Source organism: Mammaliicoccus sp. JADD-157, assembly GCF_049310805.1.
Classification (GTDB): domain Bacteria; phylum Bacillota; class Bacilli; order Staphylococcales; family Staphylococcaceae; genus Mammaliicoccus; species Mammaliicoccus lentus.
Genome location: NZ_JBMOVZ010000001.1, coordinates 475831 through 500510 on the forward strand (window position 1 = coordinate 475831; position 24680 = coordinate 500510).

Consider the following 24680-nt stretch of genomic DNA (forward strand, 5'->3'; position numbering starts at 1 on the left):
TCAGCACAAAAAGCATATGCTTTTTGTGCTTTTTTATTGGAGGTAAAATGAAATATTATGGCCGTATTTGTCATGATTTAAGTGACATTACTGATGGAAAAATTTTAAAAACTTTACCAGGGGTTACAATGGTAAATGATAAGTATATATGTAATCAATGTACAAATACTGATCAAAGGATGTTCTATCATTATTATTGTTACCACTGTAATAAAGAAACTATTTATTGTAGAAGTTGTATTCAACTTGGTAAAGTTCAAAGTTGTAAAAATATATACGTGATAGAAAGTCACAGAGAAGAGACATCCGGATACTTTAAACTAGATTTTAAATTAAGTCCTCAACAAGAACTAGCTTCTCAAAAGGTTAGTGAAGCTATCTTGTCACATTCCCCATTGCTATTGCACGCAGTTACAGGTGCAGGAAAGACAGAAATGATTTTTGAAGGTATTTCTCAAGCAAGACGTAAAGGTTATAACGTGGCTGTTGTCTCTCCAAGAGTAGATGTTGTTAAAGAAGTATATTTAAGGTTGAAACAGGCTTTTGTTGATGAACAAATAGATTTATTATATGAAGGACAGTTTGCTAAATTTAACAGCACCTTTATTGTATCTACAGTTCATCAGTTGATGAGATATTATCAACATTTTGATGTGGTAATCGTTGACGAGGTTGATGCATTTCCGTTAGAAATGGACAATCAGTTAATGACAACGATAAGTAAAGCAACTCGTATACTATCTAGTCATATTTATTTAACTGCTACTCCTAACAAACAACTGCGTTCACTTTTCAAAGAACATCAAATAATAACTTTACCTGCACGCTATCACGGACACCCTCTACCTGTACCAGAATTTCATTATAATATTGTTAAGACAACAAAAATAAATCATAAATTAATAAAATTTTTAAAAAGACAAGTTAATGAAAACAGAAAAACATTTGTATTTTTCCACGATATTAATTATATGGAATCTGTATTCAAACTATATACGCAGTACTTTTCAAAGATTGAATGTGTATCGAGTCAAGATCCAGAAAGACATGAGAAAGTTAGTCGTTTAAGAAATAATGAAGTTGATATCATGTTTACAACGACTATTTTAGAGAGAGGTGTTACGTTACTAGCGTTGGATGTTGTAATTATTCGAACAGATATGTTTACTTCAAGTGCTATTATTCAAATTGCAGGAAGAGTCGGTAGAAAGACTTCTAATCCGACAGGAAGCGTAATATGTTACAACAAAGGGATAACTAAAGAAATGGACTTAGCAAGAAAAGAAATTATGAGCATGAATAAACTTGCTAAAGAAAGAGGATGGTTAAAGTGAAAAAATGCTTAATCTGTCAAAATTCAATAAATGAATCGATAAATTTATTGAATTTATTTAATCAAACTCAAAATATATGCCAATCTTGCCGGTTAAAGTTGACGTTCAATCATAATGTACGAAGATGTACAAAATGTTTGAAAATATTATCAGAAGATGAACATGAATGTTTAGATTGTATGTGGTTATCTCAAAGTTATAAGTTAATTAATCAACTACATACACTTTATGATTATCAAACTTTCATTAAAACATTGATGCATCAATATAAATTTTCTGGAGATTTAGCATTGTACGAAACATTTCAAATACCTAGAAAGATAATTAAAAATTATGATTTAATCGTGCCAGCACCTATTAATGATAATAAACTAAGAAATAGAACTTTCGATCATGTTGCGTACGTATTAGATAAACAAAACATACCTTATACACAACTATTTCAAACAAAAGAACGAAAAAAACAAGCTAGCTTGTCGAAAAAAGAAAGGTCAGAACAAAATAATCCATTTAAATTAATCGGCGAAATAAACTTAGAAAATAAAAAAATATTACTAGTAGATGATATCTATACGACGGGTCTAACAATACATCAAATGGCCGAGCATCTATTTGTTAGAAAAATCAGAAAAGTAGATGCCTTAACATTTGCAAGAGGATAAAATAATGGTAAAATAATGGTAGGAAGAAACACAAAGAGAATAGCGCATTAAAGGAGTCGGTGCTTTATGATCAGATTTGAAATTCATGGTGAAAACATCACAGTGACTGATCCGATAAGAAATTATATTGAGGACAAAGTAGGTAAATTAGAACGTTACTTTACAAATGTCCCGGAAGCGATAGCTCATGTTAAAATTAAAACTTATCAGGATTCAAGTAGTAAAGTTGAAGTAACAATTCCGTTGAAAGAAGTTACTTTAAGAGCTGAAGAAAAACATGATGATTTATATGCTGGAATCGACTTAATAACTAACAAATTAGAAAGACAAGTGCGTAAGTACAAAACAAAAGTAAACAGAAAGTATCGTGATAAAGGACGAGAAAAAGACATATTCGCTACTACTGAACCTGGTTATCCGGAGGAAAATGAAGAAAGCGATAGTGAAATAGAAATTATTCGTTCTAAACAGTTCGCATTGAAACCTATGGATTCTGAAGAAGCTGTTTTACAAATGAATCTACTAGGTCATGATTTCTACATCTTCACAGATGCAGAAACAGATGGAACAAGTATAGTTTACAAACGTAAAGACGGTAAATATGGTTTAATTGAAACATCAATACAATAAATGAATAAACCGAAAACTGATGCAGAACTTCTGTGTCAGTTTTCTTTGTGTAATAATAGCTTTTCGTTAAAAGAGGTGGTAATCTTAAATAGTATAAAAACAGAAATAAAAGTGTTATGATATATTGTTGTAAGATTACTAGTTTCCTAGTTGAAGGAGAGAACAAAATGGGTTTTTTATCAAAATTAGCTGATGGTAATAAGCGAGTTGTAAAATCACTTGCAAAATTAGCAGATCAAGTCATCGGTTTTGAAGACGAAATTGCAAAACTAACAGATGACCAATTAAGAGAAAAGACAGTACAATACCAAAAAGAATTGGCAGAGATAGAAGATTATAAAAAACAAGAAAAGTATTTAGATAAAATACTTCCAGAAGCATATGCAATCGTAAGAGAAGCTTCTACACGTGTATTTAGCATGACACCATTTAAAGTACAAGTTATGGGTGGTATTGCAATTCATCGTGGTGATATATCAGAAATGAAAACTGGTGAAGGTAAAACGTTAACAGCAACAATGCCTGTATATTTAAATGCTCTGAGTGGCAGAGGGGTACATGTTGTTACAGTAAACGAATATTTATCTAGCTTCCAAAGTGAAGAAATGGCAAAGCTATACAACTTCTTAGGTTTATCTGTAGGCTTGAATTTAAATTCTTTAAGTACAGAAGAAAAAAGAGCGGCATATGCTGCAGATATTACGTATAGTACGAATAATGAATTAGGCTTTGACTATTTAAGAGATAACATGGTCACATACAAAGATGACCGTGTAATGAGACCATTAAACTTTGCGATTATCGATGAAGTCGACTCTATTTTAATTGACGAAGCGAGAACACCGTTAATCATATCTGGTGAAGCAGAAAAATCTACGACACTTTATACTCAAGCAAATGTTTTCGTTAAAATGTTAAAAGATGAAGATGACTTTACGTATGATGAAAAGACAAAAGCGATTACGTTAACTGAACAAGGTATTGATAAAGCAGAACGCATGTTTAAAATAGATAACTTGTTCGATGTTAAAAATGTAAACTTAATGCATCATATCAACATTGCATTAAAAGCAAATCGTACGATGTTTAAAGACAAGGACTATGTTGTTGAAGACGGTGAAATAATGATTGTTGACCAATTTACTGGTCGTACAATGCCGGGCCGTCGTTTCTCAGATGGATTGCATCAAGCTATTGAAGCTAAGGAAGGATTAGAAATTCAAAATGAGTCTAAAACAATGGCTTCTATCACATTCCAAAACTTCTTTAGAATGTACAATAAATTATCTGGTATGACAGGTACTGCTAAGACGGAAGAAGAAGAATTTAGAAACATTTATAATATGACTGTAACTCAAATTCCTACTAATAGACCTATTCAACGTAAAGATGAAGCAGATATGATATTTGCGTCTCAAAAAGGTAAGTTTGATGCTGTAGTTAGAGATGTCATCGAATTATACAAAAAAGGTCAACCAGTACTATTAGGTACAGTAGCGGTTGAAACGAGTGAATATATCTCGAACTTACTGAAGAAAAAAGGCGTAAGACATGATGTTTTAAACGCGAAAAACCATGAACGTGAAGCGGAAATTATTCAAAGCGCTGGTGAAAAAGGCGCTGTTACAATCGCGACAAACATGGCTGGTCGTGGTACAGACATTAAACTAGGCGAAGGCGTTATAGAATTAGGTGGACTAGCAGTTATCGGTACAGAAAGACATGAATCTAGACGTATTGATGACCAATTAAGAGGTCGTTCTGGACGTCAAGGTGACGTTGGTAAAAGTAGATTCTATTTATCGTTACAAGATGAATTAATGGTGAGATTCGGCTCTGAACGCATGCAATCATTGATGGGCAGACTAGGTATGAATGATGATACACCTATTGAATCAAAAATGGTTTCAAGAGCGGTAGAGTCTGCTCAAAAACGTGTTGAAGGTAATAACTTTGATGCTCGTAAACGTCTATTAGAATATGATGATGTCTTAAGACAACAACGTGAAATTATATACGGTGAACGTAATGATATTATTGAAAATGATAATGTCGAAAATATCGTTAAAGGTATGATTAAATCTTCTCTTGAACGTGGTATAAACTATCATTTATCTGCTAATGAAGATGATATTGATTATGAAGCACTTGTTCAATACATCGAAGATTCTTATCTACAACCTGGTGTAATTAAAGCAGATGATATCCGTGGAAGAGACTATGAAGATATCCAAGAAATTGTACTTGAGAAAATTAAAGACCAATATAAACATCAACAAGAAGAATTCGGAGATCAAATGTCTGAATTTGAACGTATGATTGTATTAAGAACGATAGACCGTAAATGGACAGATCATATCGATACGATGGATCAATTACGTACAGGTATTCACTTGAGATCTTATGGTCAAATAAATCCATTGCGTGAATATCAAAATGAAGGTTTAGAATTATTTGAAACAATGTTAAGTGACATTGAAGACGAAGTAAGTAAGTATATTTTAAAAGCTACAATTGACCGCGGTGAACAAGTAGAACGTCAACAAGTTGAAATTGGTGAAGCTAAACACGTTGGAGCAAACGACGGTAAAGAAAAAGTAAAACCTAAACCGATTGTTAAAGATGAACAAGTAGGTCGAAATGACCCTTGTCCTTGTGGAAGCGGCAAAAAATATAAAAATTGTCACGGTAAAGCGTAAAGGAGTTAAATTATGGAATTAACGGAAATTAAACAGATTTTAAATAAGCATAATGAAAAATTATTAAACATCAGGGGGTCTCTTTGACTTAGAAAATAAAGAGACAAACATACAAGAATATGAAGAAATGATGGTTGATCCTTCTTTTTGGGATGATCAGAATAAAGCACAAGAAATTATTAATAAAAATAATGCACTCAAGTCAGTTGTAAATGATTTTTATAATTTAGAAAATCAAATTGAAGATTTGTATACAACGATTGAATTACTACAAGAAGAATATGACGAAGATATGCATAAAGCTTTAGAGTCTGACTTAAAAACAATTAATAAAGATATAGAACAATTTGAATTGAATCTATTATTAAATGGAGAGCATGACGAGAATAATGCGATATTAGAATTACATCCTGGTGCTGGCGGAACAGAATCTCAAGATTGGGGTTCTATGTTACTCAGAATGTATCAACGATTCGCTGAACATAAAGGCTTTAAAGTTGAGACATTAGATTACCAAAATGGTGATGAAGCAGGAATTAAAAGTGTAACTTTATTAATTAAAGGGCACAATGCTTATGGCTATTTAAGAGCTGAAAAAGGTGTTCATAGATTGGTACGTATTTCTCCATTTGATTCTTCAGGAAGAAGACATACATCATTTGTTTCTTGTGAAGTTACACCAGAATTTAATAATGAAAAAATTGAAATCGAAGTTAATTCTGAAGATATATCAGTAGACACTTATAGAGCATCCGGTGCAGGTGGACAGCACGTTAATACTACTGATTCAGCGGTGCGTATTACACACCAACCAACAGGCATCGTTGTTACTTGTCAAAATGAGCGTTCTCAAATTAAAAACAGAGAGCAAGCAATGAAAATGTTAAAAGCTAAACTTTATCAAAGAGAATTAGAAGAACAAGCTGCTGCTTTAAATGAAATAAGAGGCGAGCAGAAAGAAATTGGGTGGGGAAGTCAAATACGTTCTTACGTATTCCATCCATATGCGATGGTTAAAGATCATAGAACCAATGAAGAAACAGGAAATACAAGTGCAGTAATGGACGGAGAAATTGATCCGTTTATAGATGCATATTTACGTAGTCAATTAAACGAGCAATCATAAAATAAAGTAAACAAAAATCAGGTGAAATTCTTAAATAACAAGAAATTCACCTGATTTTTTTGATAAACATAATAGTTAAGGTTTTGTGAAAAAATACACAATATCGTTTTAAAATAAACACAATCATGGTAAAATATTAATGTGATTATATATTAATATGGGGTGTAAAACATGAGATTTAAAATGGGCATTATTTCAATCGTTGCGGCTTCTTCATTAGTATTTGCTGGATGTGGAAATTCTTCATCGGACGAAAGTAAATCTGAAGAATATAGCTCTCAGGGGGAAAAGATTTTTAAAAATAATTCTTGTGTCGGCTGTCACGGTAAAGACTTAGAAGGTGCTTCTGGTCCATCATTGAAAAATGTAGGTTCTAAACTATCAGAACAAGATATAGAAAAAATTATCAATGAAGGTAAAGGTAGTATGCCGAGTAAAGTAGTTGATGAAAAAGAAGCTAAAGAAGTAGCGAAATGGTTAGCAGAACAAAAATAAAATACAGAGTTATAAGTTTTCGTAACTTATAACTCTGTATTTTTCTTTTTTTATAATTGTTACATTGTATTTTAATCAAATAAGAATTGGTAAATGGTTTTTGGATATGTTCTCCATCGACAATGATTTTTTTCTGACGATTTTATATTATTAATATTATTTAATACTAGCTATTAATACTGTCATAATAATCTTTATAGGTATTTTTAATTTAAATTATAGAAAGGTAACGTTTATATTACGAATATGTAACAATGGAATTTGTGCGATGATTTTATGATATTATATTTCCAGTAATAGTTGAGAAAAACTCAAATTAATATAAATATAAATAAAAACATATAAATCTCAGGAGGATTTAACCATCATGAAGAAGACATTAGTTACGCTTGCATCTGTTACAGCTTTAACATCTTTAGTACAAACAACAGCTTTTGCTGCAGAGCATGAAGTTAAAGAAGGTGAAACATTAGCAACTATCGCACAGGAATATGGGACTTCTATTTCAAATCTTAAAGAATTAAATAAAATTTCTACTGAAGTTTCAGTAGGACAAAATATAAAAATATTAAAAGATGACGTTTATGTTATACAAGAAGGAGATACACTCAATAAAATCTCTAAAAAATTTGATGTAACTGTATCAGAATTAAAAGAATGGAATAACTTGTCGTCAGATATTATTTTAGTTGGTAAACCATTATTAGTATCGGCAGACGCTCAATTATCTGACGATGAAGCTACTGCAGAACCAACTACTGTTTCTATTAACGCACCTGAAGCATCAGCTCAAGAAGAAAGCTTATTAAGATATGTTTTTGAGCAAACTTCAACTGGTAGTGAGTATAATACTGAAGACTACCAAGCATACGCTTTACCAACGTTTAATAATGAATCGCCAACTACTGCAGTATCGTATAGCAGACCATCGTCAGGTGGTGGGGCTAATTTATATACTTCTGGTCAATGTACTTACTATGCATTTAGTAAACGACCTGATATTGGAAGCACTTGGGGAAATGCTAACAACTGGGCTAATGCAGCTGCACAATCTGGTTATACAGTTAACAACACTCCTTCAGCAGGCGCTATATTACAATCTACAGCTGGTGGCTACGGTCATGTAGCATACGTTGAAAATGTTAACTCTGATGGTTCTCTACAAGTATCAGAGATGAATTATCAAGGTGTAGGAGTTGTTTCTTCACGAACAATTTCAGCTTCTGCAGCTAAAGCATACAACTATATACATTAGTCATTTTAGTTAAATATGTACAAGCAAGTAGTTAATTCAATTATGAATTTAAACTATTTGCTTTTTTTTATAACTTTAGTTGATATAATAAATGTAAATTAAGCTGAAGAGGTTTGAAGTGATGAAAAAATGGTTAAAAATCATACTAGTATTAATTTTAATGAGTATTATAGGAATAAGTATATATAAAGTGATAGACGTAAATAAGTTTCAAAATAAAGAACAATTTCAAGAACAACAGGGCGAACAAACTTTTCAAAATAGTCATCCTGCAACTGGTTTAAATGTTAATGATGAAAAAGTGAAAACTTTTGATAAACTTGAACCAACTGAATTAAAAAAAGTAACTTCTAAAAATGAAATTACAGTTATTAATTTATTTGCATCCTGGTGCGATCCTTGTAAGAGAGAAATGCCCGAGCTTGTTAAATACGCTAAGCATTCCAATAAAGATGTGGAACTGATAGGTTTAAATGTTAAAGATAAAAGAAAACCAGCACAACAACTTATTGATGACGTTCATGTAAATTATGATATATATGTAGCAGAAGAAGACTTTTTGAAAAAGTTTAAATCTTATAATATACCAACAACACTTTTCGTGAATAAAGAAGGGAAAGTAGAAAAAGTATATTTAGGAGAATTGTCCGAAAAAACACTAAATAACTTAGTCTTACAATTAAAGGAGGAACATTAATTTGGGGGTACACCAATATTTTAAAAGTTTAACAGATTTAGAGAAATTAGTAAGATGTCCTGGAAAATTCAAATTTCAAGACCATAATGTGGCAGCACATTCTTTTAAAGTAACTAAAATAGCACAATATTTAGCTACAGTTGAAGAAGCAAATGGCCAAGAAATTAATTGGAAGCTTGTATATGAGAAAGCATTAAACCACGATTATCCCGAAATATTCACTGGTGATATTAAAACACCTGTAAAATATGCTTCGTATGAATTGAAAAAATTATTTTCTCAAGTTGAAGAAGAAATGATAGAAAAGTTTATAACAGAAGAATTTCCTGAGGAATATCAAAGTATATATAGACATAGACTACAAGAGGGTAAAGATGATAGTATAGAAGGACAAATACTCAGTGTTGCTGATAAAATTGACTTGCTTTATGAATCTTTTGGAGAAATTCAAAAACGAAACCCTGAACCTTTGTTTTTTGAAATTTACGAAAGCTCATTAGAAACAATTATGCAATTCGATCATTTATCATCAGTACAAGATTTTATTCAAAATATTATACCGGAAATGTTACAAGAAAAATTTATTCCACGTTCTGAATTAAAAGAAACGACAATGACAATTCTTGAAAAACGTGAAACAAAAAGGAGTTAACGAATTGAATGATTTGGCCAATTCTAGCATTGTTCCTCCCTTGTTTACTGGTTATAGTTTTGACACAAATCGCTCAAAATAAATGGATTGGACTACTGATTGCAACTGTTATTATCGGTGCATCAGTTTACAAAGGGTTCTTTCATGATGAGTTGATTATTGTGTTAGATGTTATCAGTCTAGTCGCTGGTTATTATATCGTGGACGCACTCAAAATAGATAAAATTGAATCAAGATAGATAAGAGGATAAATCAATGTGATTTTTCCTCTTATTTGTATTTTTATAAACTTAGAACGAACAAATGTTTGGTTATTTTTACAAAAATTTGTTAAAATATATTTATATATTTGAGAAAATTAGGAGGTTACTATGCAACATATTCCTTTTGAAATACATTCTGAATACTCTCCGCAAGGCGATCAACCTGAAGCAATTAAATCTCTTGTAAAGGGTATTAAAGATGGTAAAAGACACCAAACATTATTAGGTGCTACTGGTACTGGTAAGACATTTACGATGAGTAATGTAATTAAAGAAGTTGGTAAACCGACATTGATTATTGCTCATAATAAAACGTTAGCCGGGCAATTATATAGTGAATTTAAAGAGTTTTTCCCTGAAAATCGTGTTGAATACTTTGTAAGTTATTATGACTATTATCAACCTGAAGCATATGTGCCTCAAACAGATACTTTCATAGAAAAAGATGCGTCTATCAACGATGAAATAGATAAATTGCGCCATTCAGCTACAAGTTCATTGTTTGAACGTAATGACGTTATTGTTATTGCGAGTGTGAGTTGTATTTACGGTTTAGGAAATCCAGAAGAATATAAAGATTTAGTAGTGAGTGTACGTAAGGGCATGGAAATGGAAAGAAATGAATTATTAAGAAAATTAGTAGATAACCAATATGCTAGAAATGATATCGATTTTAGACGTGGTACATTTAGAGTTAGAGGGGATGTTGTTGAAATATTCCCAGCATCTCGTGATGAGCTATGTGTAAGAGTCGAATTTTTTGGTGATGAAATAGATAGAATTAGAGAAGTGAATTATTTAACTGGAGAAGTTATAGCAGAAAGAGAACATTTCCTATTTTATCCAGCTTCCCACTTCGTAACACGTGAAGAAAAAATGAAAGTTGCAATTGAACGAATTGAACAAGAATTAAAAGAACGTTTAGAAGAATTGCGTAAAGAAAATAAATTATTAGAAGCACAGCGTTTAGAACAAAGAACAAACTATGATTTAGAAATGATGAGAGAAATGGGATTTTGTTCAGGGATTGAGAACTACTCAGTTCACTTAACATTACGTCCTAAAGGCTCTACTCCATATACATTATTAGATTATTTTGGTGATGATTGGTTAGTTATGATTGATGAATCTCATGTTACATTACCACAAATTAGAGGTATGTATAATGGTGACCAAGCTAGAAAGAATGTACTTGTTGAACATGGTTTTAGACTGCCAAGTGCTTTAGATAATAGACCTCTTAAGTTTGAAGAATTTGAAGAGAAAACGAAGCAACTTGTGTACGTTTCAGCTACGCCTGGCCCATTTGAAATTGAGCATACAGATGAAATGGTTGAACAAATTATACGACCAACTGGTTTGTTAGATCCAATCATAGAAGTAAGACCTAGTAAAAATCAAATCGATGATTTAATGTCAGAAATAAACGAACGTGTTGAACAAAATGAGCGTGTTCTTATCACAACGCTTACGAAAAAAATGAGTGAAGATTTAACAACTTATTTAAAAGAAGCAGGAGTCAAAGTAAACTACTTACATTCTGAAATTAAAACACTCGAAAGAATTGAAATTATTAGAGACTTAAGAATGGGTGTTTATGATGTGTTAGTGGGTATTAACTTACTAAGAGAAGGTTTAGATATCCCTGAAGTATCGCTTGTTACAATTTTAGATGCTGATAAAGAAGGTTTCTTAAGATCAGAACGGTCACTCATCCAAACAGCAGGTCGTGCTGCACGTAACGATAAAGGTAAAGTCATTATGTATGCCGACAAAATTACTGATTCTATGAGAACAGCTATTGACGAAACAAATAGACGTAGAGAAACACAAGAAGCATATAACGAAAAATATAATATTACGCCACAAACAATTAATAAGAAAATACGCGATGTCATATCTGCTACAGTTGAAACAGATGAAGTTAACGAACAAGACAAGAAAAAAGCACCTAAGAAACTCACGAAGAAAGAAAGAGAGAAAACAATTGAGCGCGTAGAGAACGAAATGAAAGATGCTGCGAAAGATTTAGACTTCGAACGTGCATCTGAATTAAGAGACATATTGTTTGAATTAAAAGCAGAAAGGTGACTGAGATGAAAAATAAATCCATCATCGTAAAGGGTGCGAGAGCACATAACTTAAAAAATGTAGATATTGAAATACCTAAAGATCAATTAATAGTGATGACAGGTTTATCTGGATCAGGTAAATCTTCACTAGCTTTTGATACTATTTATGCTGAAGGACAAAGAAGATATGTAGAATCTTTAAGTGCTTACGCAAGACAATTTTTAGGACAAATGGATAAGCCGGACGTTGATTTAATTGAAGGGCTGTCACCAGCTATTTCGATTGACCAAAAAACAACGAGTAAAAATCCGCGTTCTACTGTTGCAACGGTAACTGAAATTTATGATTATTTAAGATTACTATACGCAAGAGTAGGAAGACCGATATGTCCAAACCATGGTATAGAAATAAAATCTCAAACCGTGCAGCAAATGGTCGACCAAGTAATGGAGTTAGAAGAAAGAACTAAAATTCAAATTCTATCTCCAATAATTTCTGGAAGAAAAGGTTCACATAAGAAATTAATCGACGATATTGCTAAAAAAGGTTATGCGAGATTGAAAGTTGACGGTCAAATTTTAGACGTGGACGATGTACCAGAATTAAATAAAAATCAAAACCATACAATTCATGTCGTAATAGACCGCTTAGTCGTTAAAGATGGCATAGAAGCACGTCTAGCTGATTCATTAGAGACTGCTTTAGAATTAGCTGATGGTACTGCAATTGCTGACGTTATTGATGGTGATGAAATTAAGTTTTCAGAGCACCATGCATGTCCAATTTGTGGATTCTCTGTTGATCATTTAGAACCTAGAATGTTCTCATTTAACAGTCCATTTGGTGCTTGTCCATCGTGTGATGGTTTAGGCAGTAAATTAACAGTTGATATAGATTTAGTTGTGCCAGACAAAACTTTAAGCCTTAAAGATGGTGCTATATTACCATGGCAACCTATTAGTTCTAATTATTATCCAACGTTATTAGAACAAACATGTGAGCATTTTAAAATAGATATGGATAAGCCATTTAAAGATTTAACTAAAAAAGAAAAAAATATCATTTTACGTGGTCATGATGATGAAATTAAATTTGAATTTAATCAAGATTATGGTACAAAAGCAAAACGTACAAGAACGATGGCTTTTGAAGGTGTGTTGAATAACATCGAAAGAAGATACCATGATTCGCCATCTGAATATGTAAGAGAAGTTATGCAAAAATACATGGTCGAAAAAACATGTGAAACATGTAATGGTTATCGATTAAATGAAAAAGCTTTATGTGTTAAAGTAGACGGTCAACATATAGGTGAAGTTGTAAGATATTCTATAAGTGATTCGTTAAAACACTTCGATAATTTAACGCTTGATGAAACTGAGCGTCAAATTGCTAAGCTAATTTTGAAAGAAATACACGAAAGACTAACATTCTTAAATGACGTTGGTTTAGAATATTTAACATTAAACAGATCATCAGGTACTTTATCTGGTGGTGAAGCGCAACGTATAAGATTAGCAACGCAAATTGGTTCAAGGTTATCAGGCGTACTTTATGTTCTAGATGAGCCTTCTATAGGACTACACCAACGTGATAATGACCGATTAATTAATACTTTGAAATCTATGAGAGATATGGGCAACACTTTAATTGTTGTGGAACATGACGAAGATACGATGAAAGCAGCAGATTACCTAGTAGATATAGGGCCTAAAGCTGGTGTTCATGGCGGTGAAATAGTTGCGAGCGGTACACCAGAAGAAGTCATGGCTAATGAAGATTCTTTAACTGGTCAATATTTAAGCGGTAAAGAAAAAGTTGTCGTGCCGGCTAAGAGAAGAAAAATAACGAAACGCAAAATTTCTGTAAAAGGTGCAACGAGTAATAACTTGAAGAATGTAGATGTAGATTTTCCATTATCAGTATTGACTTGTGTAACGGGTGTTTCTGGTTCCGGCAAAAGTTCATTAGTTAACGAAGTATTATACAAAGGACTTCAAAAACAACTTTATAATACAAAAACAAGACCTGGTGCACACAAATCTATTAAAGGTGTTAATGAAATAGAAAAAATTATTGATATAGATCAATCACCAATAGGTAGAACACCAAGATCTAATCCGGCGACATATACAGGTGTATTTGATGATATTCGCGATGTATTTAGTCAAACGAATGAAGCTAAAGTAAGAGGTTATCAAAAAGGTAGATTTAGTTTTAACGTTAAAGGTGGCCGTTGTGAAGCATGTAAAGGCGATGGAATCATCAAAATTGAAATGCATTTCTTACCTGATGTATACGTACCATGTGAAGTTTGTGATGGAAAAAGGTATAATAGAGAAACGTTAGAAGTAACATATAAAGGAAAAAATATTTCTGACGTATTAGAAATGACTGTAGAAGATGCGTATCATTTCTTTGAAAGCTTGCCAAAGATAAATAGAAAGCTCAAAACACTTGTTGATGTTGGCCTAGGTTATATTAAACTCGGTCAACCTGCTACTACTTTATCCGGTGGTGAAGCTCAACGTGTGAAGCTGGCATCTGAACTGCACAGACGTTCTAACGGTAAGTCGTTATATATTCTTGACGAACCAACAACTGGTTTACACGTTGATGATATAAAACGCTTGCTAAGTGTATTAAACAGACTTGTAGAAAATGGTGACTCTGTCATTATTATAGAACATAATTTAGATGTCATTAAAACAGCAGACTATATCGTTGATTTAGGTCCAGAAGGTGGAGATGGCGGTGGAGAAATCATCGCAACAGGAACACCAGAAGATATAGTAGAAGCAGATGCATCATATACTGGTAAATATTTAAAGCCGATTTTGGAAAGAGATCGAGCATAAAACGGGAGGCGAAAGTATGAACGAAGTACAGTTAAAGATTTTAGAATTAATCGAGAAAGACCATATTAATGTAGATGAAGCGGTGAAACTATTAGAAGCTACTTCAAATAATGGTCAAAAATCAACAGCATTCACAAGTAAATCTAGAGAAAATGTAGAAACATTATTTGAAGATTTATTTGAAAAAGTAAAATCAACAGCTAAAAACGGTAAAACTGAATTTGATAAACAATTTCAAAATAGAGAAAACAGCGATGTGGATCCAGTACAACAATTAGACGAATCATTAAGAACAATTATCCGCTCATTTAACAAAGGAAACAACGAGAATAGCGATAATAACAACGATCAAAATAATAATTTATAAGTAGCTTAGAAAGTTACGTTTGGGAGTGGTACAGAAATCTCATTTTAATAAAAAGATTTCGTAGTCCCACCTAGTCAGCTACTGCCTTTATAATGAGAGACTGAGACATGTATTTATGTCCCAGTCTCTTTTTTTATTAGAAATAATATAATTTCTGCTCATATAGAAATTTACGAATGTATAAAGTCGCTAAAGAAGTGTCACGTGCAACATTTCTATATTTAAAGTCAAATAATTTAAAATAACGAACTTTAATCTTCTAGTTTTTGCTTTATTGTCACTTTTCGTATATTTATAATGATTGCAGTTATCACTAAAGTTCATTAGAATTAACATATATTAACCTAGAGGTGAACCTATGATTACAAGTAGTAAATTAATAGAACAATTTAACATGGAAGTCATTGCTGGGAAGGCTGGACTCCATCGCAAAGTAACTGAAACTGATTTATCAAGACCTGGGCTCGAGATGGCAGGGTATTTTTCACATTATTCTTCAGACAGAATTCAAGTATTAGGTACGACAGAATTATCATTTTATAATTTATTGCCGGATGAAGAAAAAGAAGGACGCATGGCTAAATTATGTAGACCGGAAACACCAGCTATTATTATAACGCGTGGACTAGAAGCGCCTGAAGAATTAAAAGAAAGCTGTAATAGAGAAAATACGCCACTACTTATCAGCGAATCATCAACTACAAAATTGATGGGACAAGTGACAAGCTATTTAGAAAGAGAATTAGCGCCTGAAACTTCGTTGCACGGTGTACTTGTTGACGTTTATGGTGTTGGTGTTCTTATTACTGGCGATAGTGGTGTTGGGAAGAGTGAAACAGCATTAGAACTTGTAAAAAGAGGTCATCGTCTTGTAGCGGATGATAACGTAGAGATAAAAGAAATTAATAAGAATGAATTAATCGGTAAAGCACCGAAAATCATTGAACATTTATTAGAAATAAGAGGTTTAGGTATCATTAACGTAATGACATTATTTGGAGCCGGTTCGATTTTGATGGAAAAACGTATTAAATTAAATATCAATTTAGAGACATGGCACAAAGAAAAAATTTATGATCGTGTAGGATTAAATGAAGAAACATTAAAAATACTCGATTCTAAAATTACTAAGAAAACAATACCTGTTCGACCTGGTAGAAACTTAGCTGTCATTATTGAAGTAGCAGCGATGAACTATCGTCTAAACAATATGGGTATTAATACGGCAGAAGAATTTAATAATCGTCTAAATGCTGAAATATTAAAAAACGCTAGTAAGGAGAAAGAATGATGGAAGTGCTAGGGATAGATCCAGTCGCAATTCAATTAGGACCACTTTCAATTAGGTGGTATGGAATCATAATCGCATCTGGTATATTAATTGGTTATCTTATGTCACAAAGAACGGCTAAAAAGGTAGGAATTAAAGAAGAAACGTTAATTGATTTAATCATTTGGTGTGTGGTTATGGCCATCATTTGTGCAAGAATATATTATGTTGCATTTGAATGGGAATATTATAGTCAACACTTAGCAGAGATACCTTTAATTATGAACGGTGGAATTGCTATACACGGTGGATTAATTGGTGCATTTTTAACTGGGGCAATATTATGTCGAGTGAAAAACTTATCCTTCTTCCAAATGGTCGATATTGTGGCGCCAGGTATTATTTTAGCGCAAGCCATTGGGAGATGGGGTAATTTTATCAATCAAGAAGCACACGGTGGACCTGTTTCAAGAAGCTTCTTGGAAAACATACATATACCTGAATTTATCATTAATCAAATGCAAATTGACGGTGTATTTTATCAACCTACATTCCTATATGAATCGATATGGAATATCATTGGATTTATTATTTTATTATTAATAAGACCACATTTAAAAATTGGTGAAACATTCTTTGCATATTTAATTTATTACTCTATTGGTCGATACTTTATAGAAGGATTAAGAACAGATAGTTTAATGCTTACTGAATATTTAAGAATTGCTCAAGTAATATCTATTGTCATTATTATTGCATCAATCATCTTTATATTATATAGAAGGATACGTTATGATTTACCTAAATTCAGAGAAGTTAAAGGTTATTACCATAACTCGAATTGAAAGAAGTGTTAATTTTGAGAGCATTAAAAATAAAGAAAGTTTCTGGTGCGAATCCATTATGGAAAATGTATCAAACAATACGTTTTATAAAAGTATGTAAAAATGTTATTATCATTGAAATTAGTAGATATTTACCAAGTCTTAAATGGAAACATTGGTTATATCGAAAAGCTTTAAAAATGAAAGTAGGAAGGGAAACTGCTTTTGCATTTAAAGCAACGCCAGATATTTTATACCCGGAACTTATTACACTAGGTAGTAACTGTGTAATAGGATATAATGCGACAATATTATGCCACGAGTATTTAGTAGAAGAATATAGGGTTGGTCGCGTTAACATTGGAGATAATGTGTTAATCGGAGCAAATGCGACGATTTTAGCTGGCGTTAACATTGGAAATAATGCTATTGTAGCTAGCGGAACTATCGTTTCGAAAGATGTTCCTGAGGATATGATGGCATTTGGCAATCCAATGCAACTTAAGAAGAGGCGGTGAATAAATCATTGGGAGACAATTCGAATATTATACATGTTAGGTTTGATAAAGACTTCTATTACCATAAGGCTATGGAAAAAATGAGAGAACAAGATTATATATATGCTGAGTCTTTATTTAAAAAAGCACTTGAACTATCACCTGATGATTTTGTTATTATTCCGCCATACGCTGAATGTCTTGTAGAGCTTAATCAAAATACAAAAGCTGAAGAACTAATGTATGATCAAATAGCTAAGGGCAATTTTGTAACAGATTATTATTTTTATTTAAGTCAGATGTTCATAAAATCAAATGAACCGAACAAGGCATTTTTATTCGGTTTAAGGTATGTAACAGAGGAAGATGACCAAGATTATTTTGATGAAATGATACAAAAGTTCGAAGTGAAATATGATGATCAAACAGTAGTTGAAGAAGAAGCAGAAAGATTTGTAATTCAGCATATCTTTCAATATTTATTTGGTAATGGTCGTTTAGATGAAGCATACCACTACCTTGAACGACAGCGTTTAACTATGCAAGAAGATGTGCATATCATGAATTTAAAAGCGATGGCGTTGCTGTATAACAGTAAATATGAAGAAGCAGAAGCATTATTACAAACAATCTTAGATGAGGACCCCTCAGATATTTATGCACTTTGCCATATGACATTACTATTATATAACACTGAACAAATGGATAGATTTAACCATTATTTAAAACAATTAAGTAAGCTACATCCTATTAATGACGAAGAGTCATTTAAATTGGGTGTAGTGTTAAGTTATTTAGGTAAGCATAAATCTTCAAACCAATTGTTAGTGCCACTTTTAAAGAAACCTCAGGCGAGTACACCACAATTACATCATGCCTTAAGTTATAATTTTTATCATTTAGGTTATTTGGAAGAGGCTAAACGTCATTGGCTAAAGTTTGAAGATAGTGTACAATACCATAGTCAATTACCTCCATGGAAAATTGACGACCTTAAAGATATGCTAGATAAGCAAGTGTTACCTTTATTAAAAGATGAAGATTATAGATATCGTTTATATGGAATATTCTTATTGGGGCATATGAAGAATAAAGAGTTAGTCATGTCCCATGAAACTTGGGAAGTTTTAGAGAATTTACCTGATTATGAACGACTATATATTACGTATATCTTTCAAGATTTACATCTTAATAAACTAGGTTTTATTGATGAAGGTATGAGATTGATAGAACAATCTGAATATCAACATTATGGTAAAGAATTATTCGTGTCATGGATAGAACATGCTGAAATGTTGATTGCAGAACATGAAAATATTGAAGAAGCAACACACTATGTTGCCGCGTCGATTTATATTTATTTAAAGACATTAAATAAAAAAATAACTAAAAAAGAAATACAAAATTCATTTAACATAACAGCTTATCGCTTAAATAAAGCGATAAAAGCATTAGTGAGCATATAAGTTTGCTTATGTGAATGATTGTTGTACAATTCTACTGAATTAATAAGAGGAGGCAGTTTATAAATGACTACACAAGTAGATTATGATGTAATTATTGTTGGGGCAGGTCCAGCTGGTATGACAGCAGCAGTATATGCTTCAAGAGCTAATTTATCAACTGTGATGATAGAACGTGGTATGCCAGGTGGACAAATGGCAAATACAGAAGATGTAGAGAACTTCCCTGGTTTTGATTTAATAACTGGACCAGATTTATCAACTAAAATGTTTACACACGCGCAAAAATTTGGTGCTAAATATGAATATGGTGATATAAAAGATATAGAAGATAAAGGTCATTATAAAGTTGTTAACATGGGAGATAAAACACTAACTGCACATGCAATTATCATTGCGACAGGTGCAGAATATAAGAAAATTGGTGTGCCTGGTGAACAAGAATTAGGTGGCCGTGGTGTAAGTTACTGTGCAGTTTGTGATGGTGCATTCTTTAAAGGTAAAAATATTTACGTTATTGGTGGAGGAGATTCTGCTGTAGAAGAAGGCATGTTCTTAACTAAATTTGCAGACAAAGTAACAGTTGTACACAGAAGAGATGAATTAAGAGCTCAAAAAATCATTCAAAATCGTGCATTTAAAAATGAAAAAATGGACTTCATTTGGAATTCAACATTGAAATCTATTAATGAAAAAGATGGAAAAGTTGGTTCAGTAACATTAGTATCAACTGAAGACGGTTCTGAAGTAGAACATGAAGCTGATGGTGTATTTATTTACATCGGTATGAAACCATTAACTAAACCATTTGAATCATTAGGTATTTTAAATGAAAATGGCTATATTGAAACAAATGATGAAATGGAAACGAACGTACCTGGTGTATACGCTGCAGGAGATGTCCGTGAAAAAACATTACGTCAAATCGTTACAGCAACAGGTGATGGTAGCATAGCAGCTCAAAATGCTCAAGCTTATATTGAAACACTAGAAGACGAAGAACAATTAATTTAATCAAATTTATAAACAGTCCGGGACATATATAAATGTCCCGGACTGTTTCATTACATAGGGAGTAGCTGACTGGGCTGAAATGAGCTTAGAACAATTTTTTATCATAAACTTCCTTGTCTGAGCAGTACTACAAAATTTTTAACAAAATATAATTTCTGTTCCGCTCTTTTAATAAATATCGATAGCTTCATATATTTAATGTATTTTATGATGTTATCATGTAATATAAAGGTATATTTGATAGTCAAAGGAGAATAGTTATGCAACTTGTCGACAAGAGCAATGTGAAGAATGAATTAATAGTCGTTACAGGTATGTCTGGTGCAGGTAAATCAGTAGCATTACAGGCGTTAGAAGATTTAGGATATTTTTGCGTAGATAACTTACCACCAATCCTATTACAAAAATTCGTAGATTTGATGGATCAAGGTAATCCTTCCTTATCAAAAGTAGCAATCGGAATTGATTTAAGAGGAAGAGATTTTTTTAATAACTTAAGAGAAGAATTAGATTATATACAAAGTGAAAAAAAGGTTATTGTAGATATACTATTTTTAGAAGCTAACGATAAAAGGTTAATTTCAAGATATAAAGAAACAAGAAGAACACATCCACTTAGTGAAAAAGGAAGCTTGTTAGCAGCTATTGAGCAAGAAAGAGAGTTGCTAAGTGACATTAAAGGTATTAGTAATTTTGTGATTGATACTACAGAAATGAAACCAAAATCATTAAAACAAGAATTAATTGAAACTTTCGAAAAAGATCCTTCATCAACATTCGAAGTAAGGGTGTTGAGCTTTGGTTTTAAACATGGTATGCCTATAGATGCAGATATTGTATTTGATGTAAGATTTTTACCTAATCCATATTATGTAGACGAATTAAGGCCATTAACTGGGTTAGACGATGAAGTATACCAATATGTAATGAAATGGAAAGAGACTTCGACTTTTTATAAGAAGTTTAGTGATTTAATGATGTTTATGTTACCAGGATATAAAAAAGAAGGTAAATCACAATTAACAATTGCAATTGGTTGTACAGGTGGTCAACACCGCTCTGTAGCACTTGCTAAAAGACTAGGTGAAGATATTAAAGATAATTTTGATTATGTTGTGTATACGTCACATCGCGATGCACATATCGAAAGTAGAATAAAAAATGAAAAAAATTAAAGTTGTCCTAATTGGAGGCGGAACAGGTCTTTCAGTATTAGCAAGAGGACTGAAAGATTATCCAATTGATATAACTGCCATTGTTACAGTTGCTGATGACGGTGGTAGTACAGGTAAAATCCGTGATGTGATGGATATACCTGCACCTGGTGATATTAGAAATGTGTTAGCAGCATTAAGTGATACAGAACCAATGCTTGAAAAATTATTCCAATATCGTTTTGAAGAGGAAAAATTGGGTGGTCATTCAATAGGAAATCTATTATTAGCAGCAATGACTAATATAACGGATGATTTCGGACATGCCGTAAAAGAATTAAGTAAAATTTTAAATATTAAAGGACAAGTTATACCATCTACAACTAAAAGTATTGTGCTTAATGCGGTTATGTCTGATGGAGAAGTTGTTGTCGGTGAATCGAATATACCTAAAAAATCTAAAAAGATAGAAGAAGTATATTTAACACCTGAAGACATTGAGCCAATGCCTGAAGCAATACAAGCGATAGAAGAAGCAGACTTAATTGTTATGGGACCTGGTTCGTTGTATACCAGCATTTTACCAAATTTAATATTAAACAAGATGAGAGACGCGATTATTAATACGGAAGCTGAAAGATTATATGTATGTAATCTTATGACACAAAAAGGTGAAACGACTGGATATAGCGTGAGTGATCATGTTAAAGCAATTCACGATCACGTAGGAGCGTCGTTTATAGATTTTGTAATTTGTCAGAATGAACGTTTTAATAAAGAAATTTTATTGAGATATGAAGAAGAAGATGCAAAACAAGTAGATTTTGATCATGACAAATTAAAAGAGATGGGCGTTCAATGTATTCATGATAAAAACCTTGTGAGTATTACACCACATCAATATATTAGACATAATAATAAAGTGCTTGCACGTATTATATATGAAGTTGTTCTTCAAGAAATTAGTACGATTCAATACAAAAAAGATAAATAAATTAGAGAAGCATAGTAATAATATTTATAATGTTATTACTATGCTTCTTTTAAAAATTGAAGTAGAATAAAAGTGTATTTGTAAGGGGTTACAAAATGGGGTGGTAGTTATGAAACGAGTACAAATTTTGATGGTACTTATTGGATGTATTTTATTGTTAACAGGGTTAGTTGTTCATCAATCTTTAGGGGTTATCTTTTTAATTATAGGCGTGACTATGATTTTGTTTGGTATTATCAAAGAAACAGCAAAAAAATAAAACTTAAGATGAATAACTTGATACGCCCGGCTGTTCCATGTAATATATAGTAGAAATGAAACGTATGATATGTCTTTCGGCATATCATTATTTTTATGTGTATAAATAAGAAAGGGTGATCTGCTGTGAGCTTTGCTTCAGAAATGAAAAATGAATTAACGCGAATAGAAGTTGACGATGATTGTGCAAAAGCAGAACTTTCAGCTTTGATTAGAATGAATGGAAACTTAAGCATTTCTAATCAACAATTTGTTATAAATGTTCAAACAGAAAACGCAGCCATAGCACGACGTATATTTTCACTAATAAAAAAATGCTTCGGTGTAGAAGTTGAATTATTAGTAAGAAAGAAAATGAAACTCAAGAAAAACAATATATATATTAGTAGAATTAAAGTTAAAGCAAAAGAAATACTAGATGAACTTGGTATACTGCAAGATGGTATGTTTAAACAAGAAATTGATAAAAGTATTTTAAAAAATGATATTTGTAAAAGAAGCTATTTGCGAGGTGCATTTTTAGCGGGCGGGTCAGTGAACAACCCGGAAACTTCATCATATCATTTAGAAATATTTTCATTATATGAGGAGCATTCAGCAGATTTAACAGCTTTAATGAATCAGTATGAATTAAATTCTAAACAGTTAGAGCGTAAAAAAGGTTACATTAGTTATTTAAAAGAAGCAGAAAAAATATCGGATTTCTTAAGTTTAATAGGTGGGTATCAAGCGTTGCTTAAATTTGAAGATGTTCGAATTATTAGAGATATGCGTAATTCAGTGAATAGACTTGTAAATTGTGAAACAGCAAATTTAAATAAAACCGTAAGTGCAGCGATGAAACAAGTAGAGAGTATTCAATTAATCGATAAAGAGATTGGAATAGACAATTTACCGGATCGTTTAAGAGAAGTGGCAAGATTAAGGATTGATAACCAAGATGTTTCTATTAAAGAACTTGGAGAAATGGTAAGTACAGGTAAAATTTCTAAATCAGGTATTAATCATAGGTTACGTAAATTAAATGAAATGGCAGATAAAATAAGAAGCGGCGAAACAATTAATTAAGTATATAAATAAAAACACCTTTCCAAAATAAATTGGAAAGGCGTTTTTTATTAAAAAATTATTTTATATCTTCAGGATGCATAACATCGTCGATTAAACCATAATCTTTAGCTTCATCAGCTGTTAAGAAGTTATCGCGGTCAGTATCTCTTTCGATTTTATCAATTGGTTGACCTGTTCTTTCAGATAAGATGTTGTTTAATTTTTCACGTGTGCGTAAGATATGACGAGCAGCGATTTCAATTTCAGTTGCTTGTCCTTGTGCACCACCAAGTGGTTGGTGAATCATTACTTCACTGTTAGGTAGAGCAAAACGTTTACCTTTTGCACCAGCTGCTAATAGGAATGATCCCATTGAAGCTGCCATACCTATACAAATAGTTTGTACGTCTGGTTTGATGTGTTGGATTGTATCATAGATAGCAAAGCCAGCTGTTACACTACCACCAGGTGAGTTAATGTAAAGATATATGTCTTTTTCAGAGTCTTGAGCTTGTAAGAATAATAATTGTGATACGATTGAGTTCGCTACGTTATCGTCGATAGCAGAACCTAACATAATAATGCGGTCTTTCAATAAACGTGAGTAAATATCATAAGCGCGTTCACCGCGGTTTGTTGTTTCTATAACTGTTGGTATTAAATTCATCAGTTAATCCTCCTTTGAATATGTTAATGACCATATCATACAACACAAAGTCAAACATGGTCAAAATATATGACCTACTGATGAATATTATAACTTAAATAGCTGATTTATACACAGGAAATTTGCGACAATTATTGTCAATGGTTGCATAAATGATATAATAGTTTCCGTAATCAATAAGCTGAGTGCAATGTATAAGCGTGACATCCATATTAAAATATTCGCATCTTTTTTTAATAATGTTTTCTGCTTGGCTGTAAGTCATTATAATCACTCCCTATAATTGATAACTTTATTATATAATGAAGATGTTAAGGCATTATAAATAAACAATTAAGATTTAACTCTCCGTAGTGTAACGGATAACACGCAAGATTC

General features: G+C 32.1%; 23 protein-coding genes. 22 read left to right on the forward strand and 1 reads right to left on the reverse strand.

Features of this window, described 5'->3' with window-relative positions:
- The first annotated feature begins 47 nt into the window (after positions 1-47).
- The 22 genes from ACO6VN_RS02395 to whiA all read left to right on the forward strand — a co-directional run bounded on the left by ACO6VN_RS02395 (position 48) and on the right by whiA (position 23653).
- Complete coding sequence (locus ACO6VN_RS02395; RefSeq protein ID WP_194201012.1) at positions 48-1334, forward strand: DEAD/DEAH box helicase family protein; 1287 nt, start codon at positions 48-50, stop codon at positions 1332-1334.
- A gap of 137 nt (positions 1335-1471) precedes the next feature.
- A complete protein-coding gene (locus ACO6VN_RS02400) occupies positions 1472-1996 on the forward strand; it encodes a ComF family protein (RefSeq protein WP_194201011.1) in 525 nt (174 codons plus the stop codon).
- A gap of 66 nt (positions 1997-2062) precedes the next feature.
- Positions 2063-2626, forward strand: a complete 564-nt coding sequence (gene hpf, locus ACO6VN_RS02405) for a ribosome hibernation-promoting factor, HPF/YfiA family (protein WP_017000801.1) — start codon at positions 2063-2065, stop codon at positions 2624-2626.
- A gap of 167 nt (positions 2627-2793) precedes the next feature.
- Complete coding sequence (gene secA / locus ACO6VN_RS02410) at positions 2794-5325, forward strand: preprotein translocase subunit SecA (protein ID WP_017000800.1); 2532 nt, start codon at positions 2794-2796, stop codon at positions 5323-5325.
- A 12-nt stretch (positions 5326-5337) separates the two neighbouring features.
- Positions 5338-6451, forward strand: a protein-coding gene (prfB, locus tag ACO6VN_RS02415) for a peptide chain release factor 2 (RefSeq protein ID WP_100216303.1) whose coding sequence is annotated in 2 segments (ribosomal slippage) — positions 5338-5409 and positions 5411-6451 — 1113 coding nt in all. Because the reading frame shifts where the segments join, the coding sequence is not laid out codon by codon here.
- A gap of 171 nt (positions 6452-6622) precedes the next feature.
- Positions 6623-6946, forward strand: coding sequence for a cytochrome c551 (gene cccB / locus ACO6VN_RS02420; RefSeq protein WP_070044915.1), 324 nt, complete (start codon positions 6623-6625; stop codon positions 6944-6946).
- A gap of 367 nt (positions 6947-7313) precedes the next feature.
- Positions 7314-8201 carry a LysM peptidoglycan-binding domain-containing protein gene (locus tag ACO6VN_RS02425; RefSeq protein ID WP_194201010.1) on the forward strand — a complete coding sequence of 296 codons (888 nt, stop codon included), beginning with the start codon at positions 7314-7316 and terminating at the stop codon, positions 8199-8201.
- A gap of 121 nt (positions 8202-8322) precedes the next feature.
- The gene (locus ACO6VN_RS02430; protein WP_017000796.1) at positions 8323-8898 is read left to right on the forward strand and encodes a TlpA family protein disulfide reductase; all 576 of its coding nucleotides are present in this window, start codon (positions 8323-8325) and stop codon (positions 8896-8898) included.
- 1 nt (position 8899) lies between these two features.
- Positions 8900-9550 carry a YfbR-like 5'-deoxynucleotidase gene (locus ACO6VN_RS02435; RefSeq protein WP_017000795.1) on the forward strand — a complete coding sequence of 217 codons (651 nt, stop codon included), beginning with the start codon at positions 8900-8902 and terminating at the stop codon, positions 9548-9550.
- A gap of 8 nt (positions 9551-9558) precedes the next feature.
- Positions 9559-9789: a DUF2198 family protein gene (locus tag ACO6VN_RS02440; RefSeq protein ID WP_194201009.1), complete on the forward strand. Its 231-nt coding sequence runs from the start codon at positions 9559-9561 to the stop codon at positions 9787-9789.
- A 132-nt stretch (positions 9790-9921) separates the two neighbouring features.
- The gene (uvrB, locus tag ACO6VN_RS02445) at positions 9922-11904 is read left to right on the forward strand and encodes an excinuclease ABC subunit UvrB (RefSeq protein WP_194201008.1); all 1983 of its coding nucleotides are present in this window, start codon (positions 9922-9924) and stop codon (positions 11902-11904) included.
- 5 nt (positions 11905-11909) lie between these two features.
- Entirely contained in the window at positions 11910-14744 is a 2835-nt protein-coding gene (gene uvrA / locus ACO6VN_RS02450; RefSeq protein WP_194201007.1) for an excinuclease ABC subunit UvrA, read from the forward strand.
- 16 nt (positions 14745-14760) lie between these two features.
- The gene (locus ACO6VN_RS02455) at positions 14761-15111 is read left to right on the forward strand and encodes a hypothetical protein (protein ID WP_194201006.1); all 351 of its coding nucleotides are present in this window, start codon (positions 14761-14763) and stop codon (positions 15109-15111) included.
- 358 nt (positions 15112-15469) lie between these two features.
- A complete protein-coding gene (hprK, locus tag ACO6VN_RS02460) occupies positions 15470-16402 on the forward strand; it encodes an HPr(Ser) kinase/phosphatase (RefSeq protein WP_017000790.1) in 933 nt (310 codons plus the stop codon).
- Positions 16399-17226, forward strand: coding sequence for a prolipoprotein diacylglyceryl transferase (gene lgt, locus ACO6VN_RS02465; RefSeq protein ID WP_194201005.1), 828 nt, complete (start codon positions 16399-16401; stop codon positions 17224-17226). The genes hprK and lgt overlap by 4 nt, the downstream gene beginning before the upstream one ends.
- A 14-nt stretch (positions 17227-17240) precedes the next feature.
- Positions 17241-17723 carry an acyltransferase gene (locus tag ACO6VN_RS02470; protein ID WP_017000788.1) on the forward strand — a complete coding sequence of 161 codons (483 nt, stop codon included), beginning with the start codon at positions 17241-17243 and terminating at the stop codon, positions 17721-17723.
- Positions 17720-19168, forward strand: a complete 1449-nt coding sequence (locus ACO6VN_RS02475; RefSeq protein ID WP_422404192.1) for a tetratricopeptide repeat protein — start codon at positions 17720-17722, stop codon at positions 19166-19168. Before ACO6VN_RS02470 ends, ACO6VN_RS02475 begins: the two co-directional genes overlap by 4 nt.
- A 63-nt stretch (positions 19169-19231) precedes the next feature.
- The gene (gene trxB / locus ACO6VN_RS02480) at positions 19232-20179 is read left to right on the forward strand and encodes a thioredoxin-disulfide reductase (RefSeq protein ID WP_017000786.1); all 948 of its coding nucleotides are present in this window, start codon (positions 19232-19234) and stop codon (positions 20177-20179) included.
- A 260-nt stretch (positions 20180-20439) separates the two neighbouring features.
- Entirely contained in the window at positions 20440-21354 is a 915-nt protein-coding gene (gene rapZ, locus ACO6VN_RS02485) for an RNase adapter RapZ (protein ID WP_194201004.1), read from the forward strand.
- Positions 21341-22327, forward strand: coding sequence for a gluconeogenesis factor YvcK family protein (locus ACO6VN_RS02490; RefSeq protein ID WP_064204485.1), 987 nt, complete (start codon positions 21341-21343; stop codon positions 22325-22327). Before rapZ ends, ACO6VN_RS02490 begins: the two co-directional genes overlap by 14 nt.
- Before the next feature lie 109 nt (positions 22328-22436).
- On the forward strand, positions 22437-22586 hold the full coding sequence (locus ACO6VN_RS02495; protein ID WP_017000783.1) for a hypothetical protein: 150 nt from the start codon (positions 22437-22439) through the stop codon (positions 22584-22586).
- A gap of 125 nt (positions 22587-22711) precedes the next feature.
- Positions 22712-23653, forward strand: a complete 942-nt coding sequence (whiA, locus tag ACO6VN_RS02500) for a DNA-binding protein WhiA (RefSeq protein ID WP_017000782.1) — start codon at positions 22712-22714, stop codon at positions 23651-23653.
- Between the two features lie 58 nt (positions 23654-23711).
- On the opposite strand, the gene clpP is transcribed toward whiA, so the two are convergent.
- Positions 23712-24302, reverse strand: a complete 591-nt coding sequence (gene clpP / locus ACO6VN_RS02505; RefSeq protein ID WP_017000781.1) for an ATP-dependent Clp endopeptidase proteolytic subunit ClpP — start codon at positions 24300-24302, stop codon at positions 23712-23714.
- Positions 24303-24680 lie beyond the last annotated feature (378 nt).